13 protein-coding genes and 1 pseudogene are annotated in these 18,142 nt (G+C 31.7%); 2 read left to right on the forward strand and 12 right to left on the reverse strand.

Annotation, left to right across the window (positions count from 1 at the left end; genetic code table 11):
- Positions 1-71 precede the first annotated feature (71 nt).
- The gene (locus M663_RS0110035) at positions 72-1,892 is read right to left on the reverse strand and encodes an NAD(P)/FAD-dependent oxidoreductase (RefSeq protein WP_029688817.1); all 1,821 of its coding nucleotides are present in this window, start codon (positions 1,890-1,892) and stop codon (positions 72-74) included.
- 184 nt (positions 1,893-2,076) lie between these two features.
- Here M663_RS0110035 and M663_RS0110040 point away from each other — a divergent pair, with 184 nt between their 5' ends.
- Positions 2,077-2,583, forward strand: a complete 507-nt coding sequence (locus M663_RS0110040) for a type 1 glutamine amidotransferase domain-containing protein (protein WP_029688818.1) — start codon at positions 2,077-2,079, stop codon at positions 2,581-2,583.
- A gap of 74 nt (positions 2,584-2,657) precedes the next feature.
- Here the strand turns inward: M663_RS0110040 and M663_RS0110045 are convergent, their stop codons facing one another.
- From M663_RS0110045 to M663_RS0110075, 7 genes are all read right to left on the reverse strand, one after another.
- Positions 2,658-3,344 carry a Crp/Fnr family transcriptional regulator gene (locus M663_RS0110045; protein ID WP_012269250.1) on the reverse strand — a complete coding sequence of 229 codons (687 nt, stop codon included), beginning with the start codon at positions 3,342-3,344 and terminating at the stop codon, positions 2,658-2,660.
- A 468-nt stretch (positions 3,345-3,812) separates the two neighbouring features.
- Complete coding sequence (gene pcp / locus M663_RS0110050) at positions 3,813-4,424, reverse strand: pyroglutamyl-peptidase I (RefSeq protein ID WP_029688819.1); 612 nt, start codon at positions 4,422-4,424, stop codon at positions 3,813-3,815.
- Positions 4,425-4,450: 26 nt separating this feature from the next.
- Entirely contained in the window at positions 4,451-5,407 is a 957-nt protein-coding gene (locus tag M663_RS0110055; RefSeq protein WP_029688820.1) for a DUF979 domain-containing protein, read from the reverse strand.
- 25 nt (positions 5,408-5,432) lie between these two features.
- Positions 5,433-6,125, reverse strand: a complete 693-nt coding sequence (locus M663_RS0110060) for a DUF969 domain-containing protein (protein WP_029688821.1) — start codon at positions 6,123-6,125, stop codon at positions 5,433-5,435.
- 329 nt (positions 6,126-6,454) lie between these two features.
- A complete protein-coding gene (locus tag M663_RS0110065; RefSeq protein ID WP_009052261.1) occupies positions 6,455-8,053 on the reverse strand; it encodes an ABC transporter ATP-binding protein in 1,599 nt (532 codons plus the stop codon).
- The gene (locus tag M663_RS0110070; RefSeq protein ID WP_009052260.1) at positions 8,050-9,657 is read right to left on the reverse strand and encodes an ABC transporter ATP-binding protein; all 1,608 of its coding nucleotides are present in this window, start codon (positions 9,655-9,657) and stop codon (positions 8,050-8,052) included. The genes M663_RS0110065 and M663_RS0110070 overlap by 4 nt, the downstream gene beginning before the upstream one ends.
- Positions 9,658-9,673: 16 nt before the next feature.
- The gene (locus M663_RS0110075) at positions 9,674-11,038 is read right to left on the reverse strand and encodes a radical SAM protein (protein ID WP_009052259.1); all 1,365 of its coding nucleotides are present in this window, start codon (positions 11,036-11,038) and stop codon (positions 9,674-9,676) included.
- A gap of 770 nt (positions 11,039-11,808) precedes the next feature.
- Between M663_RS0110075 and M663_RS0110085 the strand changes: the two genes are divergently transcribed.
- The gene (locus M663_RS0110085) at positions 11,809-12,756 is read left to right on the forward strand and encodes an IS1380 family transposase (RefSeq protein WP_029688822.1); all 948 of its coding nucleotides are present in this window, start codon (positions 11,809-11,811) and stop codon (positions 12,754-12,756) included.
- Positions 12,757-13,234: 478 nt separating this feature from the next.
- On the opposite strand, the pseudogene M663_RS0110095 reads toward M663_RS0110085, so the two are convergent.
- The 4 genes and pseudogenes from M663_RS0110095 to M663_RS15545 all read right to left on the reverse strand — a co-directional run bounded on the left by M663_RS0110095 (position 13,235) and on the right by M663_RS15545 (position 17,726).
- Positions 13,235-14,053 (reverse strand): annotated as a pseudogene (locus tag M663_RS0110095) (ABC transporter ATP-binding protein).
- Between the two features lie 33 nt (positions 14,054-14,086).
- Positions 14,087-15,820, reverse strand: coding sequence for an ABC transporter ATP-binding protein (locus M663_RS0110100; RefSeq protein ID WP_009052257.1), 1,734 nt, complete (start codon positions 15,818-15,820; stop codon positions 14,087-14,089).
- A 19-nt stretch (positions 15,821-15,839) separates the two neighbouring features.
- Positions 15,840-17,222, reverse strand: coding sequence for a radical SAM protein (locus M663_RS0110105; RefSeq protein WP_009052256.1), 1,383 nt, complete (start codon positions 17,220-17,222; stop codon positions 15,840-15,842).
- Positions 17,223-17,591: 369 nt separating this feature from the next.
- The gene (locus tag M663_RS15545; protein ID WP_012268693.1) at positions 17,592-17,726 is read right to left on the reverse strand and encodes a hypothetical protein; all 135 of its coding nucleotides are present in this window, start codon (positions 17,724-17,726) and stop codon (positions 17,592-17,594) included.
- Positions 17,727-18,142: the final 416 nt, after the last annotated feature.

An 18,142-nucleotide genomic window follows, 5' to 3' on the forward strand; every position in this document is an offset into this window, starting at 1 on the left:
TGGCTTATATTACCATTTCTTACTTATCTAACCATTAAATGGGTAAGCTTAATAAACCTCATATCCTCCCTCTATATAATGAGTGAAAGCTCTGCTCCATCCCTTATCGCTTCTACTGCAGAAGCAACAGTTTTGCAGTCACCAATGAAATAATATCTGTTCTCATTTTTTAGTTCCTCAAATTCAGTATCAGGTAAATTTCCAACTGCTAAAACTACATCCTCCACTTTGACTACTTTATATGTGTCCTTGGAAGTATACATGAGTTTCCCCCCAGATATTTCTTTTATTAAAGCATTTGTGATTATATCAACTTTAAGTTCTTTTAATCTATTTAAAATCAGTTTTTTAACCATTGGGTATATCCCTTCGCCAACTTCTTCTTTCATTTCTAAAACTGTCACTTTTTTCCCTTTTTCAGCAAGGTATTCGGCTGTTTCAAGTCCAGTAAGGCCTCCACCAATTATTGCAATATCTCTTCCTTTTGGAATATTTCCCTCCAATACTTCAATAGCCATGTAGGGATTTATATCCGCATCCAAATTGATTTTAGCTGGCTTTGAGCCTGTAGCAATGACAATTTTATCATAAGGCATTTCTTTTATTTCCTGTAAACTTATTTTTTTATTTAAATGTACTTTGACATTGTATTTCTTTAAATCATTTTCCAGATATTCAATAACTTTTCCTATCTCTTGTTTATGAGGAGGCACTTTTGCTACATTTAGTTGTCCACCAAGTTTATTTTCTTTTTCAAACAAAGTAACGTTATGGCCTTTTTTTGCGAGATATTTGGCCGCAGACATGCCCGCTGGCCCGCCGCCAATTACAGCTATATTTAATGGTTTATCGGTCTTTACTTCAAATTCTTTTTCTCTTCCTACCTCTGGATTAATCATGCAAGAAACAGAAAGTCCTTTTTGAATGTATGCAATACACGCCTGATTGCAGTGAATGCAATACCTTATATCTTCTTCGTGTCCTTTTATCAATTTTTCCGCCAAATCCGGATCTCCTATGAAACCACGAGCTATCCCTATAAAATCAGCTATGCCATCCTCTAAAACTTTTTCCCAATCATAAACACTGCCGAGCTTATCAATCGCTATAACAGGTATAGTTACATTTTCTTTTATCCTCTTTACAATTCCAATCAAAGGCTTATCTCCAATTCCCATAGGAGAGATATGGTACTCCGATGTGGAAGATACACCTCCCGATATATCTAAAGCATCAGCACCATGGTATTCTAACAGTTTTGCGAATCTTACACTCTCTTCAATTGTAAAGCCTCTATCTGTAAAATCACTGCCATTAATCCTGCAAATTACCGTCATCTCCGGAATAGTTTTTTTAACTTCTCGCAATATATCAAGTGCAAACTTTGTCCTTCCTTCAAAATTTCCTCCGTATTCGTCAGTCCTTTTGTTTGTATCAGGAGATAAAAATTGATTTACAAACCATCCGTGAGCAAAATGCAACTTCACAGCATCAAAACCAGATTTTTCCGCCCTTATTGCTGCCTCTACAAAATTTTGTACAAAATCTTGAAGCTGCTCTTTTGTAAAATCTGAAGGTTTGTATTTTGGATTGTGCATTGCAAGTTGAATACCAGCTTTTGCACCGTTTTGACGTATGACTTCCGATAATCTTTTAAGGCCTTCTATTTTATCATCGTCATCTATTCCAATTTGATTTATGAAAAATTTTCCTAATTTGTTTACGTAACTCGCACCTACAATGACCAATGAAACACCTTTTGACCTTCTTTTATAATATTCCACTTCTCTTTCGCTTACAAACCCCTCATTTGATAAATTTGTAACAGTAGGCAACATAATTATCCTATTTTTTAACTTAACATTCCCTATTTTCCCTTCTTTTAATAACACATTGACCACCTCTTTCATAGTTATATTTTAAAACTTGCATTGACATAAGTAAAATAATATAATTTTATACAACATATAAGTGAAAACTTATGAGGTGGTTAATGTGAAATTTTAATTTCTTTACATAAGTTGCCATAAATGTTACAATAATATTAACCATAAAAATCCTAAGAGGTGAATTCTTATGAAAAAAATTGCTATATTAATTGAGAATATGTATGAAGAACCAGAACTACTATATCCATACTATAGACTTAAAGAAGAAGGATATGAAGTACATTTAATAGGTCCAGAAAAAGACAAAGTATACACAGGAAAACATGGATATCCAATGAAAAGCACCCATGCTTCAAAAGATATAAAAGCAGAAGATTATGATGCAGTAATAATCCCTGGGGGTTATTCACCTGATTACATGAGAAGATGTAATGACACTATTAATTTTGTCAAAGAAATGGACAAACTACAAAAACCAATAGCGGCTATTTGCCATGGCCCCTGGATTATGGCTTCCGCTTGCAATTTAAAAGGAAAAAGAGTGACAAGCTTTTTCTCAATAAAAGATGACTTAATAAATGCAGGAGCCCAGTATGTAGATGAAGAAGTAGTTGTAGATGGAAATTTAATAACCTCCAGAACTCCAAATGATTTGGTGGCTTTTGTAAAAGCCATAATTGAAAAGGTTAAGTAAACTATATGTTTCACAAATTACTAACCCCGCCACTTAAAAGGCGGGGTTGTTATTTATTATATCATGCTTAAATGTTATGAATCCACATAATTTTCAAGGTAGCGAAGGTCTTTTATTATAATCTTTTTTCCATCTATCTCAATTAAACCTTCTTTTTTTAACTTATTTAGTCCTTTTGTAACCGTTACTCTATCACATCCTATTAAATTGGCAATATTCTCATGGGTTAAAGGAATATCTATTATATAACCTTTTTTTATCTTCTTGCCTTGTTGATAGAATAATCTAATTAGAAAATCGCACAGTCTTCCCATTGAATCTTTGAAAATTAAATCGCTCATCTGCATAGTAACAATTCTAAATTTTCTGCTCATGCTATGAGCAATATATTTATACATATCAGGATTTGTTTCCAGAATAGAACTTAATTTATCTTCAAAAATAATAGATATTTCACTATCTTTTATAGCTTGACCTTCAATTAAATCAAATCCTCCTCCTAAATAGGAAAATTCTCCAAATATTTCCCCTGGTTGCAACAAATAAAGGACTTTTATCTTTCCATTTTTATTTGAAATAAATTGCTTTATCAACCCTTTCGTTATTATGGCAATATATGGTTTGTTATAATTAATTGTTATAGTTTCATTTTTCAAAAAACTCTTTTTATATCCCTGTATAGCTATATTAAGGAAAAATTTTCTCATATCTTTCTGTCGATTTATATCAAACATTTCATTATATACCGAACTTATAGTCATCCCCTTTCAGCTCCCCACTTCTCTCCTGTTTGAAACAATAAAAATTGCACCAACAATTTTACTATTTTTACAATATGTTTAATTAAAAAAGTCAACCTTAAAATTTATTATACTATTTTCAAAATTATATTTCTATATTTTGATCTTTTATATCAAAAAAGCATGGAGCATAAAATCCCCATGCCTAAAATAGTTTCATCTATTTAGTAAAAATACCCTCCAATCACACGTTGCAATATAAATATGAGGCTCGTTTTTTATGTCCTTTTTATATACATAAATATCTACATATTCTTTCTTGCCATCCTCATAAAACACTTATCTTTTTTCTCTCAGATACATAATTTCATGATTATCTCCAAAATACAACTCTAATTCATCAATACTTGGCAAAACGCTGCCATCATCATAGAAAGTAATAATCTCTCCCCATATACAAATAATTTTTTTGTTTCTCCTAAATAACTGCTATCTACTTTTTTTTGCAATTACTTTTATAGCAGTTTCTATAGCTTTAACCATATCCCCTAAAGACATGGAAGGAGTATAAGGCTTATTCAAAACTTGTACTGGCAAATAAGGTATGTGAATAAAGCCTGCTTTAATATTTAATTTGTTTTTGTGAATGTAATTTAGAATTCCATACATTAGATGATTGCACACAAACGTACCTGCTGTATTAGAAATTGATGCCGGTATATTTTCTTTTTTTATCTCTTCTACTATCTCTTTTATTGGAATAGTGGCAAAATAAGCTGGAGCACCTTCAGGGTCAATCGGCGTATCAATTGGTTGTTGCCCTATATTATCTGGAATTCTAGCATCATCAATATTAATCGCTATTCTTTCAACAGTTATATCATATCGCCCGCCAGCCTGTCCAATACTTAGAACTGCATCCGGCTTAACTTCCTTTATTTTTTCTATTGCTTTCTCAACAGAAAGATAAAAAACAGTAGGAACTTGAATCTTAACTATCTCCGCACCTTCTATATTATCTTTCAAATTTTTTAATACTTCATAAGAAGGATTAATACTTTCCCCACCAAAAGGATCAAAGGCTGTTACTAGTATTTTCATTATCACATCACCCTTTCATAAAAATATTAAAACGCCCAAAAATACATTAGTATTATGTGAATAATGAGCATGGCAATAGCTACAGGAACTTGATATTTTATAACTCCATATTTCTTATCTTCCATTTCCAATATTGCAGTCGGAACTATATTAAAATTCGCCGCCATTGGTGTCATTAAAGTTCCACAATATCCTGCTGTCATACCTAAAGCCGCTACTATCACCGGATTCCCTCCTTGAGCTATTACAAAAGGGATTCCAATTCCTGCTGTAATAACCGCAAATGCTGCAAAAGCATTGCCCATTATCATTGTAAATAGAGCCATTCCTACACAATAAGCAATTACCCCTAAAAGTATATTACCCTGAGGAATAATTGTCTTTATCCCACTTGCTATTACTTCACCTACACCTGCAACTGTAAAAACAGCTCCTAAAGCAGCAAGAAGTTGCGGTAAAATGCTTATAGGTCCTACTACTTCAAGTAATCTTCTACCATCATCAGCCATTTCTTTAACTTTCCCTTTTGTAATCACCAATGCTAAAATTGCTGCAACTACAGTCGATATCCAAAATGCAACAAGAGAGCCAAGTTGTTTTGTCCATATTTGAGCAACAATAAATGTAACTATGCCAAGAGCCAAAGCTGGAACAAAAATTAGATTGCCAATTTTTTGTGACATTTGTTCTTTAAATTCTGAGGTTGATTCGTCAAATTTTCCAATTTTGACTAATCGAAATGCAGATAATAGAGTCAATACAATAACCATGTATCCTGTATATATATCAGGTATATAAATGTTTTTATTACCCCACAATAAGCCTATTCGACTAAATTGTAAAATTATTCCTAATAATCCCCAAAATAAAGCAGTAGGGATTTTTGAAGGATGATTTTTTTCTTTTAGTGTAGCATACGCTGAGTAAAAAGAAACTATGCCCATCATAATGTATAGGATTTCAGTTAAAGAATCCTTAAGCATTCAATACTCCTCCTTCCTAAGCATTTTACCTATTTTCTTTTTTGGACCTCGTTCTTATCCCATACTTTTGGTCAAATTTTCTGTCATAATAGAAAAACTGCAAAGTACCAACTACCATTATTATTAACGCAATAGGTATTGACGCTTTTGCGATATCTAAAGCTTCTACAGTATAGTTTAATTCTTTTAATACACCAACAATTAGCAAAACACCTCCTGCTGCAACAAAAGCATTCTGCCCAAAGAAATTACCATAGTTTTCTACTGCAGCTTCTAAGCCCTTAATCCTTTCATGGTCTTCGCTTTTTATTTCGCCATATCTATTCATTGCTGCCCCTTCTGCCATAGGTAATATCAAAGGTCGTATAAATTGTACATGTCCCCCAAGCCTTAAGCCGAACATCGCTGCCAATGTCCTAAGTGCTAAATATAAAGAAGTTACTTTTCCCACTGTAGCTGCTTTTATCTTTCCTATTACATATGCAGCCCTTTCACGGAGACCATACCTTTCAAGTATTCCAATTACAGGCAATGAGATAATAAATATAGACATATATCTATTGTCTACAAAAGCTTTTCCTAAAATTTCTACAATTTTATGAAAAGGTACCCCTGCCACCAGGCCAGTCACAATACCAGCAATTAAAACCACTGCTAAAGTATCGAGCTTCAAGACAAATCCCACAATAATGATTAAAATACCAATTAACTTAATCATAAACTATCCCCCTTTAAAATGGATTTATTTTTTGTAATTATATCACAATACATAAATAAAACTGTGGCCACGGCTACAATTTTATAAATTTTTAGTCATAATTATTTATAAATCCTGCAAATCCTATTTTTACCATGACACTTATGCATAAACTTTTATATCTTTTTAGGCCATTACAACAATTTTGTAGTAAAAAAGAAAAGCACTTAGGCAAATGAACCCTAAGTGCTCCCATTTTTCAGTACTTTTTTGGTGGAGCCAAGGGTACTTGAACCCCCGACCTTGTGAATGCCATTTTTTATAAGGTTTAGACAATAAAAAAATTGCTATTATCTCTCATCTATCCTTACTTCCCTCTCACATAGGTTTTGTGCAATTTCATCTCTATGTGTTATCACTAAAGCTGTCCTATCTTTAAGATACTCCTTTAAAAAGCTTATGATTTCTTTTTTAGTCTCAATGTCCACTCCCTCAAGAGGTTCATCAAGAATAATAAAGTTTTTGTCGTGAGCTATAAGCCTTGCCAGTAAAATTCTCTCTTTTTCACCTTGAGAAACATTTGAAACATTTTCTTCAATTGTATAATCCAAATCAAAAGGAAGTTTCACTATTCTTAAAATCCCCTCTAACTCCTCCCTCCTGTAAAAGTCCTCCCCTAATTTTATATTTTCTTCAATTGTTGCCGGAAACAAAGTAGAATTCTGAGAAAGCACTGCAATCTGCTGATAGAGCCAGTCCTTAGAAATAAAGTTTATGTCCTTCCCATTTATGAGTATCTTACCTGATGTAGGCTTGATGTCTTTTAAAATAAGTGTAACAAGCGTGCTTTTCCCTTTACCAGAAGGTCCTAAAATGGCAATCCTTTCACCTTTTTTAATACTAAAAGAAAAATCTTTAAAAATATCTCTACCATTTACTGTATAGTTAACTTTGTCAAAAATGATTTCTTCAATTTCTCCTTCAGGTACAATTACCCCTTCTTCTTTTACCTCTAATTCCTTTAGAATATCAACTGCATTTAGGCTGTTTTTTATATTTAAAAGAATTGAATTTAAATATACGATTGGCCCTGTAATCATTGTACTGTACCCAATAAGCACTATTCCTGCACCTATTTGATAGCTTCCAATGTACACCTGATAAAGGCCCCATGTAAAGACCAATAGTTCATAAAAAATCCTTACAAAATCAAGCTCTATAAAAAAGTGAATAAAATCTCTAGCAAAAATTTTAGACGCCATTTTCCTTAATTCTTCTGTAAAAATATCATTTCTTTTTAACTCATAGGAAAAAGCATTCAATACATGTATCTCCTCTTTGTTTTTTATAGTGTCTTCTACGTTGCTCAGATACTCCATTTTCTTCTCTATCAATTCTTTATTGTGTTTCATAAAATATTCATTTCCATATTTATAGATGCAGATAGATATGAGGATAAGGACAACTGAGACAACTCCCACAATTTTATCTATAAAAAATATTATTACTGTTATTACAAAAAGCTTTATGAGATTAATAATTCCTGTCATAGCTTTAATGTCAAAAAGAGTAGAAACCTCTCTCGTCCTTTCCAAAACCGTGTCTGTATAATATTTTGACCCTTTTTCCGCAACTTTGGAAGGAGGAAGATTAAATATTTTTTTGATTGCAACTAAACAGAGGTTTTCGTGAATTTTAGCCTGCTGCCTGCTGTTTATAAAACTTGTATAAGACCTAAGTGTCAGAAGCAAAACAGTAAAGCCTAAGAGCATCATAAAAAGATGTAATGGAAAAATCCTTGTGCTTTCAACTGTATTTAAAATCTGCCCATAAAGTAATGGCAATATTAAAAGTCCTGTTTCAGATAGCAAATATACGGAAAAAACAGCAAAAAAGCTTATCAAAAGAGTTTTATTTATTGAACGAAACACCCATTTTATATTAGTCATACTGCATCTTCCTCTTCCATTATATATATTGTCCTGTCAGCAATTCTCAATAAACTCTTATCATGAGTAACTAAAATGCAGGTTTTGCCTTTTAGCAGTTCTTTTAGTGTATCAAGTATTTCTTCTTTTCTATCTTGGTCTACACCTACCAAAGGCTCATCAAGTAAAAGAATTTCCGGATCAAACAAAATCGTCCTTGCTAGTGACAATCTCGACCGTTCTCCTCCTGAAATAAGCTTTCCTGTCTGTCCTATTTGTGTATCAAACCCTTTTGGCAGTTTCTCAAACCACTCCAACAGTCCTGCCTTTTTCAAGGCTTCTACCAATTCTTCTTCAGAGGCATTTGGTTTTGCTATAAGCAAGTTTTCTCTAAGAGTGCGGTTAAATAATCGCCCTCCTTGAAATAACATGCCTATTTTAGGCTTCCCCTGTAAAAAAATTACTTCTCCCTTTTGAGGTTTTAAAAATCCCGTTATAATCTTTAAAACAGTCGATTTTCCTATCCCGCTCCTGCCAATTAAAGCAACTATCTCACCTTTTTTCACCTGCATACTAAAGTTTTTTAAAACAAGCTTTCCATCATAGCTAAAACTAACATTATTTAAAATCAATTCTTCAAAATTACCTGTGCCTTTATCTTCCATCTCTACTTCCGGTAATTCAATTGCCTCTTGTATTTTTTCTATATGAGGTGGAAAATTCTGAAGCCATTTCAAGTTTTCAACAATATAATTAGCTTTATCATAAGACATTGTAGAAAACGTTATTAGCATTACTGCTGTGCCAAAACTAAAGTCTCCCCTTACAAAAAACAGTAAAGACATACCTATAGCTGCAAGTTTCCCAAATTCATTAAAAAGGTTTATAGAATATCCATTTAGAAAATCTCTTAAGAGATAGTTTTTGATATTGTCAATATAAGAGCTGAAATCCTCTAAAAATTTCTTCTTCAAAAAAGACTCCCCTCTGTAGTGTATGAGGTCCTCTATCCCCTTTAAGTACGCATTTATATGGTCACTTGTTATCCTTAAATTCTCTTGCGCTCTGTCATAATGAGGAATTACATATTTTTCTCTCAATAAACTTATAAGGGTTACTGCAAAAAGAATAACAGTAACTATAATTAAAAGCGGTTTGCAGTAGACAAATAAAATTGCCAGTATAGCAATAAACACGATAAATTCTGCCGGAAGAGTGTAAAGAAAATCGCTGTAAAGCTGTGAGGCAAATCTCACATCATTTGAAAATATACTCGCCCAGTAACCTGCATCTTTTCTTATAAAAAATTTTAAATCCATCTTAAGTATAGAGGAAAAAAGCTTATCTAAAAGATTTTTAGTCATTTTTTCTTTTATGTATACATTCATCAAACTCCACAATCTTATTGATGCATACCCAAGTATCGTGAGAGCGATGTAAAAAAACACTTTTTCTTCAGGATAAACTCTTGTAGTAACTGCGTTTATAATATCTCTATACAAGAAAGGCAAAAGAACAAACAATAATGAATGAATTATTGAAATTATGGTGTAAGCAATATAATAAATTTTATCTTTTTTAGGAATTATCTCCCACAAAACTTTAAACTTTTTTATTGCTTCCATAATAAAACCCCTTTATTTAGTCTGTATTATAAATTAATTTAATCTGCTCTTTTATTAAATCTTCTACTATTGATTTGCATTTTTCATTTTTATAAATATTTTCTTCTTCTCCGTTTGCTATTTTTTTTCTCACATCTGGACATAGACCAGCACAGTATGTAATATATTTACATTTTAAGCATTGCCCATTGTTAGCATTTAGAAGTGACACTTTTTCCACGTAATCCAATCTATTTTTGTTTTGAGGTAATATTTCAAAATTATTTTCAATAAGCTCATCTAAAGTACAATAGCTAGAATCCTTGACAAAAACATAATTCCAACATTTGTATATATTCCCAAAAACATCAATAGTAAGATTACTAAGTACATCAGTTTCTGCATTACAATATGCTCTTACACCACCACTTTCAAGTGATGGGTTAATAAATCCTAATTTTACTGCTTTTTTCATAATAATTTTACGTTTGCTATAAAACTCCGAAAGTGAAAAAGAATCTCGATGCCCAAATACTCTTGCTAAATCAAGTGAAAGCAAACCTTTTCCTACAAACGTTTGAAATCTACTATATAATTCCTCTATTAATATCTCAATATAATCTATATTACCTTTATCAATATTTACTCTTACAACTGTATTTACTCCGTTTTTCAGAAGATTGTATATCCCATCTAAAATCTTTGAATAGGTCCCTTTTTTATTAGCAAGATATCTTCTCTTATCATGAATTATTTCGGGTCCATCAACAGTTATTTGTACATATTCTGTGTTTTGTTGCGATAATTTAGTAGCTATACTTTCGTCAATTAAAAAACCGTTAGTAACAATCACATTTTTATATCGTATATGATGTTCATTTCCTAATTTTATAAACTCATTATTTAATGTAAAGATTAAGGACCATTCAAGTGAAGGTTCACCACCATACCAAGTTACTTGAAGCGATTTTACTTTATAATTCATTATCATATGATTTAAATATTTTCTCAAATTATTACAGAATTTGCTTTTTATTTCATCATTAAGTTCAAATGACATCTTACTATCAGAAAAATTTTCGTAACAATATACACAAGAAAAATTACATTTATTAGTAACAGCAATATCTAACTTCAAATTATAAGAAACGTTATACTTAGAGAAAAGATACTTGTTTCGAATACTCAAGTACTCATCTATTGTGTCTTCAATTAAAAAACCATTGTCTGCTAGTACATTTTTTTCATCGGTTTCAATGACATCTGGATTATTTAGATAAAAAGCTTTTTTAAGTTTCTCGTAGTGTTCATCATCCAGCTCTATCAACGCAGAATTTATGGTATTTAACAAATAATGATGTTGGTTTACATCTAAAAAAGAGTAAAATTTTGTAAATTTCATTTTTCACACCCCTAAAGTCTATAAATTATGTCAGATAAACCTCTAATTTTGAGGTATATTAAACCTTACAATACTTGGTAGGGAAAAGATTATAGAGAAGGATTTGAGAAAAGAGAAAGCTTCTTGCTTCGTGTCAAAAGCAGTAATTATCAAAACCAAAACCCACAAAAAAGAAATCCTTGCTGTGCTCATAAGGCACATATTGGTTACTCTCTTATGAGCACAGCATTTTTTATTCAAGAATAGTTTGTATCTTTTATTTTAGTATATCTCAATACTTCTACATCCACCCAAATGGGAACAAGGTCCACAAAGTGGTGGAATTACCTTTAATCCATTTTGTTCTAACTTTGCTGGTGAAAGTACCTTCATTTATTTTTCACCTCCTTGCTTTTTGAAATAGACTTGTGCAAAATTCAAAAGCCTTCATTTAAGCGATTCTGGAGACATACTTTTTCCTATCACTCTTGAATTCTTTATCTTTTATGTAGAATTTCCCCTCATATTTGTCGAATTATTCTTTTATATACAACATAGAAATATTTTTAAGAAAGAAGAAAACCTACCTTTTTAGCTACTTTTGAATATACCCTAATTATTTAAATTTAAACTTGGATTCGGCAAGTGAATTTACGAAATGCCCAAATAGAGCCATTTGAGGGCTAAATTAAGTGAAAAATTTTTTACAAAAAATATATGGAGATTCCCCTTTTTCTGATAAAATTTAAGTGACAAACAAAAACATTAACAGAAAGGAGAATCTCCATAATATGAGTTTAACACTTAATCTTACAAAAGAAAAGGGGTTTTCAAAATATATTTTGCCAGCAACTTTTGATAATTTTACAGTATCAAACAATGTAACTTTCACATACATACAAGCATTTAAAGAAAAAATCGGCATTATTGCTAATACTGATGAACTTGTTAATGTTACTCTTGAAGAAGGTAAACATCACACAAATCATGGTTTCTTAGATTTTGTAAAATCTTGCGAAGAACAGCTTCCTGAAAATTGGATAATTAAGCGAGTACGCGTTGACCGTGGAGCATTTGACTACGATAATATGCTGTATTTTGAATCTAAAGGTTATGAATATGTAATGAAAGCTAAAAATCAGGCATGGATCAGATGCTTTATAGACTATGTCAATCAAAGAGAACACCTTTATCCTTGGACTGAAATAGATAAAACCTTTAGTGTAAATGAAATATATGCAAAAATGCCTAAATGGGATAAAGTACGCAGAATTGTGATTATACGCAAAAAACTGCCACAGCCCAAAACAGGGCAGATTTGTATGGATATAGACGAATTCAAATATGAATATCAAGCTATAGTAACAAATATTGAGTACATGACACCTGAAGAAATATTTCATGAATACAACCAACGCTGCGACATTGAAAACAAAATAGATGAACTAAAAGAAGGATTTGCTTTTTCAAAAAACAGTCAAAGAAACAAATTTTGCAACGAAATATTTTTGCTTATCAAAATGATCGCTTACAATCTCCATAATTGGTTCAAAAGGACTATCTTGCCAGAGTTTATGAGTCATCATGAGATAACCACAATAAGGCGAATATTATATAATGTACCTGGTAATCTTGTTGGGAAAGGACGTTATAGGCATATACGTTATCCTAATAATCCGTTTCTTAAAACTGTGATAACGTATATACGAAAAGCACTAATGGTATTTTGCTTAACATAGTAAACACATAGAATATACCAAAAAATATACCAAATGATAGAAACCGCCATATCAAGTAGACGGTTAGCTTTGCTATACCTTAAAAGAGTAAATTAACTGTAAAAAAGGATATAGCTTTTATTCTTTCAATGTAAATATGCAGTTATCAAAGTGCAAAACTTATAACAAAACACCGTTTTTTTTACATTCATGGAAATTGAATTTTTAATTTGCTTGCTACTTGCCGAATTCAAGTTTAATTTTGTAACTGTAAGTTACAACAGGTTAAATTTGTAAAATGGCTTCAAAAACAGTGAAATACAGTGGTACAGGATTTAAAAAGGGATTTTTAAAATAAATTATCTGAAAATTTGGATTTTAACATAAATCATCCAAACAAAGGGGACGGTTCTCTTTGTTTGAAACCTAAAAATCGGACAAAAGGAACCATCCCCGGCGTTTGATGTACTTTAAAGAGGAAACTAAATCGATTCACTCATTACTTCATCCCAATGGAATTATAGGAGTGTAGTTCTATTGCATCTTCTTCCCACATACCTAATCTAAACACTACTAACATTAAACCCAAAGCTAAAAAATACCCAATTACATCTGCCATATTCAGTACTAAATTGAATTTGAGCTTATTTTTCTCTACTTCTTCATTTACATTTTCAAAATTCTCTTTTGCCTTTCCTTCTATGCCAAAGCTTTTTATTACCTCAAACCCCGCGAGGATATCTTTTGCCATACTCGTATATTCTTCTAAACTGTGTGAGAAAATTCATCTTAAATCGCTTATCTTTCTATCCAGAACTCTCGGTATTAACATGCTTAAAACTGTCAAACCAATTATTATAAAGGTAATTTTATAACTAAGTATGAATAAAACAATTAGTGCTGCTAAAAATCCCACTCCACTGCTTACCAGTTCAAAAAAGTTGTTGAAATAATTTTCTTCTATCATGTTTATATCGTTGGAAACAATTGAAATATATTTACCGGTATTTACTTCATCAAATTGATTTAAATCTTTTCCTATAATTTTCTCAAAGAGTACATTTTTTAAATGTATTAAGCTCTTTTTGATATAGTCGAATTTAGATATTTGAGCCAACCAGAGTACAAGGCTGTTGAAAATCACAAAAACCAATGCTATTTCAACGGCAGTATAAAAATTCTCTAATCTGCCTATTGTAGCTACATCAAAAAACATTTTTAAGATAAATGCTACAAAAACATTCATCAGAGCAGCAAGAATTGCAAAAAATACTACAATTACAAATTCTTTTTTATATTTTAACAAAAATGCCTTCACTTTGGCTCATCCTCCTCTATAAAACACTTTACCTTACACCACATATATTCCCTCTTCTTCTATACGCTCCTCTACTTTATCCAGCTTCTCTATATTAAACAAACTGTAAAAATACCCTTTCATCTTCATTAAATCATCAAACCTTCCTTTCTCCACAATCCTTCCATCCCTTAATACTATTATCTCGTCATACCTTTTGAGTAGCTCACTCCACAACCTGTGTGTTACAACTATCGCTGTTATGTCCATATCTAGTATCGTCTTCTCTATCATATACGCCGTCTCATTGTCTAACGCCGCTGTCGCTTCATCCAGTGCCAGTATTGACGCATTTGTTATTATTGACCTAGCTATCGCTATCCTCTGCCTCTCCCCTCCCGATAAAAGTTTTCCCCCTTCTCCTACATCACTTAATATCCCCTCTGGCAATTTCTCTAATAACGGCCCTAATCCTGCTATCTTCGCCGCTCTTACTACTTCTTCATCCGTGTATCTGTCATTAAATAGGGTTATGTTGTCTTTTACTGTCCCGTCAAATATGAATACATTCTGATGTAATAGGGTTATTATCTTGAATAAGTCTTTCTTGTCTATTCTTCTTAATTCTATCCCATCTAATTTTATTTCTCCTTCATAGTTTTCATATTGTTTTAACAATAACTTGAGTATTGTGGATTTCCCTGCTCCACTTGTCCCTACTAATGCGTACTTTCCTCCTTTTTTGATTGTAAAGTTTATATTATCCAAAGCTTTTGTCTCCCCTGTGTAGCTAAAAGATACGTTTTTAAATTCTATTGAGTCGTTAAAAGATTTTACTGGTATATAATCATTCCTCTCTTCCTTTTCCTGTAATACTTCATTTATCTTCTGTGATATGCTCTTTAATGAGAGTATCCTGTTGAGATTTTGACCCATACTGTATATTGGCATAATTATGTTATTGGTAAGCTGTACACAGGCAATCATCGTTCCTAAAGTCATCTCTCCTTTTATATTAAAGTATAAACCTACTGCAAATACAGAGAGGAAAATAAAGCTACTTAAAATTTCTGACATGGTGTCAGAGGTATTTAAAAGCACGCTGTATTTAAGCTTTTTATCTTCCACATCTTCATTAACTTTTGAAAACTTCTCATGTACTTTATCCTCTATCCCGAAGCTCTTTATCACTTCAAGTCCTGTAAGAGTATCTTTAGATTCTATAGTAAAAAGTTCTAAGCTCTCAGAATAATCGTTTCTCATTTTAGCAATCTTATCATCAAAAATGCGAGGAATTATTACACTAAGAATTGCCATGAGTATTATCATCACAGTTATTTTGTAACTTAATATAAATAGAGAAATTAATGCAGCCACAAATCCTACTGCACTGCCTAAAAGCCTAAAGAAATTGTTAAAATAATCCTCTTCTACAATCTTTACATCATTTGAAATAATTGAAATGTACTTACCTGTATTAACTTCATTAAAATGTTCCACATCCTTTTTAATGATTGCTCTAAATAACCTGTCTTTTAGGTATATCAAAGTTTTTTTCATGTAATGAAATCGAGTTGTTCTATTTAACCATCCAACTACTGCTTCCAATATGGTAAACATTACTGCGAATTTGACAACAGAATAAAATTTCACCAAATCACGTGTAGTTGCTACATCTATGAGTTTTTTATAAATAAAAGCAAAGTAAATATTTATCAATACAGAAGCTACTAAGAAAAATACTGCAAGCACAAACTCTTTTTTATACTTGAATAGAAATTCTCTCATACAGGTCTTTCACTCCTTTTCACACAACATTTAAAAATTTATCCTCAATTCCTTTTGTTGTTTTCCTTAGGTTGCCGTATAGTTTTTCAAAATTGCCATTTAAAATGTAATATCCTAATTTTTCTAAGACTATTTCTGTTATTTTCCGTATATTTATACACTCACTTGTTATGATATTTTCTTCTAAGTTATTTTTTTGTATAGCTCCCAAGCACTTTACACACCAATATCTAGCAATACATTTCTGACATTCTGAAAATCTAGATTTCTTTATTTTGTAAAAATTATCTGACACCTTATTGAATTTTTTAAAATCGAAGTTTGTAATGTCGTTAAAATCTATTTTCCCCATATGATATTCATTTCTCCCAATGAACAATTGGCATGGCCATATATCCCCGCTGGCTGTTATCGTAATATTTGAGATACCTGTAGTACAAAAATTATCATTATATGATTTGGAGAAAAATGATATTAATGGAAGAGAGTATTCATTTAGATAAATAAACCTATCAGCGATTATATTGTCAAACACATATTCAACTTCTTTTTCTATATCTTGGACCTTTTCCTTTTCTACTTTAAGCGTTTCATCTTCTGTAATCACATCGCCAATAGCAATATATTTTACTTTAAATTCTTTGTAAAGGTACTCTGCGATCTGATGTTTAGAATACTTTTTTTGAGCTGGAAGAGTATATACGGCATCCACCGTATCGAAATATTCTGTTTCCTCCATAAGTTTCCTAGCATTGTGCCTAACAATATCAAAGCTTCCTCTTCCGTTCCTTTTATATACCCTATTAAGATCATGTATTTCCTTTGGACCATCTATGCTTCCTGTAACATTTATACTATACTCGTTAATTAGTTTTATTATTTCTTCATTTAAAATCGTAAGATTAGTGTTAACAATGTAATGTGTTTCTTTTCCCATTTTTTCACATATCTTTCCTATAGCTTTAAATCCAAGTAAAGGTTCTCCTCCAAAAAATACTATAACTTTAACTTTTGGAAAATTTAACTTTATAAAATCAGCTACTTTTTCCGCTATTTCTTCTGTCATTATAGCTTGCCCTTGGTTATAGTCCCCATGGTTTGCATAACAGTACTTGCACTTAAGGTTACACTCATTGCTCGTGTGGATCCTTATCTGGGTAGTCTCTCTTTCTCCACTACTGTTATAATTCCGAAATCTAAACAACAGTTCATATATTTCTTTCTTTTTAGGAGTGCTTTCATTAATGTTTTCATCAAATAAAACTCCTTTTTCTACCTCAAAATATATTTCTTCAAATAAGTTGAAAGTTTCATCATCAATCTCGTATATATCATATTTATTCAAATCAAATAATATTTTCTTGTCATTAGTAATATAAACATTAGCCTTTTCATAATACATCGAAAACACGCTCCTTCTTATAATCCAATTATGATCAAGGAAAAAAGGAGGGTGAGATATGTAGTCTTTCAAACTACACATCTCACCTAATTTTTACTTAATTTCAACGCCGCATATTTTCGCTAAACCACAAAATGCTGGATTAACGATGGGGTCGAAATTTATCTTTCTCACCATTGACACCTCCCCCTAAACAATTTTTATGCTGAGCACATCTTAAAACTTTTTATTTGTATTTATATCACAGTTCTAAGATGTGCATTCAACCTGCCTGAAATCTACTTTTGCTTTGCATCTTTTCTATTTATAATAGTATCTTCTACGATAGTAAGCATTGGATATGAAAAATACTTTTCAATTTCTAAGCTTCTATCCACCCCATGGATTATTTATATCTCCATGTATCCTTGGTTCTCTTTCTTCTGCTACTAGATATTGGAGCACCTCTTTTTTATCATTCACATAAGCTGGAGTTACACTAATGTACGTCAATATTCCAAGCAAAAAAACTATATCACCAGTGAAAATTTTTAATTTTGTAACTGTAAGTTACAATAGGCTAAATTTGTAAAATGGCTTCTAAGAGAGTAAAATACAGTGGTATAAGATTTGAAAAGGGATTTTTAAAATAAATTATCCGAAAATTTGGACTTTAACACAAATAATCCAAACAAAGAAGGCGGTTCTTTTTGTTTGGAATCTAGAAATCGGATAAAAGGAACTGTCACCTGCATTTGTCTCTGGCGTTTTATGTACTTTAAAAAGAAAACTAAATCGATTCACCCCATCATTTCATCCCAATGGAGTCATAGGAGTGCAAGTCAATTGCATCTTCTTCCCACAGTGGAACTACTTTCCCTTCTCCTACTGGACTAAAAAAGCAAGATGTAAATAAAATGTTTACAACAAAGAACATAATT

The organism is Thermoanaerobacter sp. A7A, from assembly GCF_000445185.1.
GTDB lineage: Bacteria > Bacillota > Thermoanaerobacteria > Thermoanaerobacterales > Thermoanaerobacteraceae > Thermoanaerobacter.

Coding starts and splice junctions, on each gene's coding strand:
- M663_RS0110105 (WP_009052256.1), bottom strand. CDS start 17,222: ATGTATTATGAAAAGGCTAATGTTTATATTACTAATGACAAGAAAATA.
- M663_RS0110075 (WP_009052259.1), bottom strand. CDS start 11,038: ATGAAATTTACAAAATTTTACTCTTTTTTAGATGTAAACCAACATCAT.
- M663_RS0110040 (WP_029688818.1), top strand. CDS start 2,077: ATGAAAAAAATTGCTATATTAATTGAGAATATGTATGAAGAACCAGAA.
- M663_RS0110100 (WP_009052257.1), bottom strand. CDS start 15,820: ATGAGAGAATTTCTATTCAAGTATAAAAAAGAGTTTGTGCTTGCAGTA.
- M663_RS0110065 (WP_009052261.1), bottom strand. CDS start 8,053: ATGACTAATATAAAATGGGTGTTTCGTTCAATAAATAAAACTCTTTTG.
- pcp (WP_029688819.1), bottom strand. CDS start 4,424: ATGAAAATACTAGTAACAGCCTTTGATCCTTTTGGTGGGGAAAGTATT.
- M663_RS0110060 (WP_029688821.1), bottom strand. CDS start 6,125: ATGATTAAGTTAATTGGTATTTTAATCATTATTGTGGGATTTGTCTTG.
- M663_RS0110085 (WP_029688822.1), top strand. CDS start 11,809: ATGAGTTTAACACTTAATCTTACAAAAGAAAAGGGGTTTTCAAAATAT.
- M663_RS0110055 (WP_029688820.1), bottom strand. CDS start 5,407: ATGCTTAAGGATTCTTTAACTGAAATCCTATACATTATGATGGGCATA.
- M663_RS0110070 (WP_009052260.1), bottom strand. CDS start 9,657: ATGGAAGCAATAAAAAAGTTTAAAGTTTTGTGGGAGATAATTCCTAAA.
- M663_RS0110045 (WP_012269250.1), bottom strand. CDS start 3,344: ATGACTATAAGTTCGGTATATAATGAAATGTTTGATATAAATCGACAG.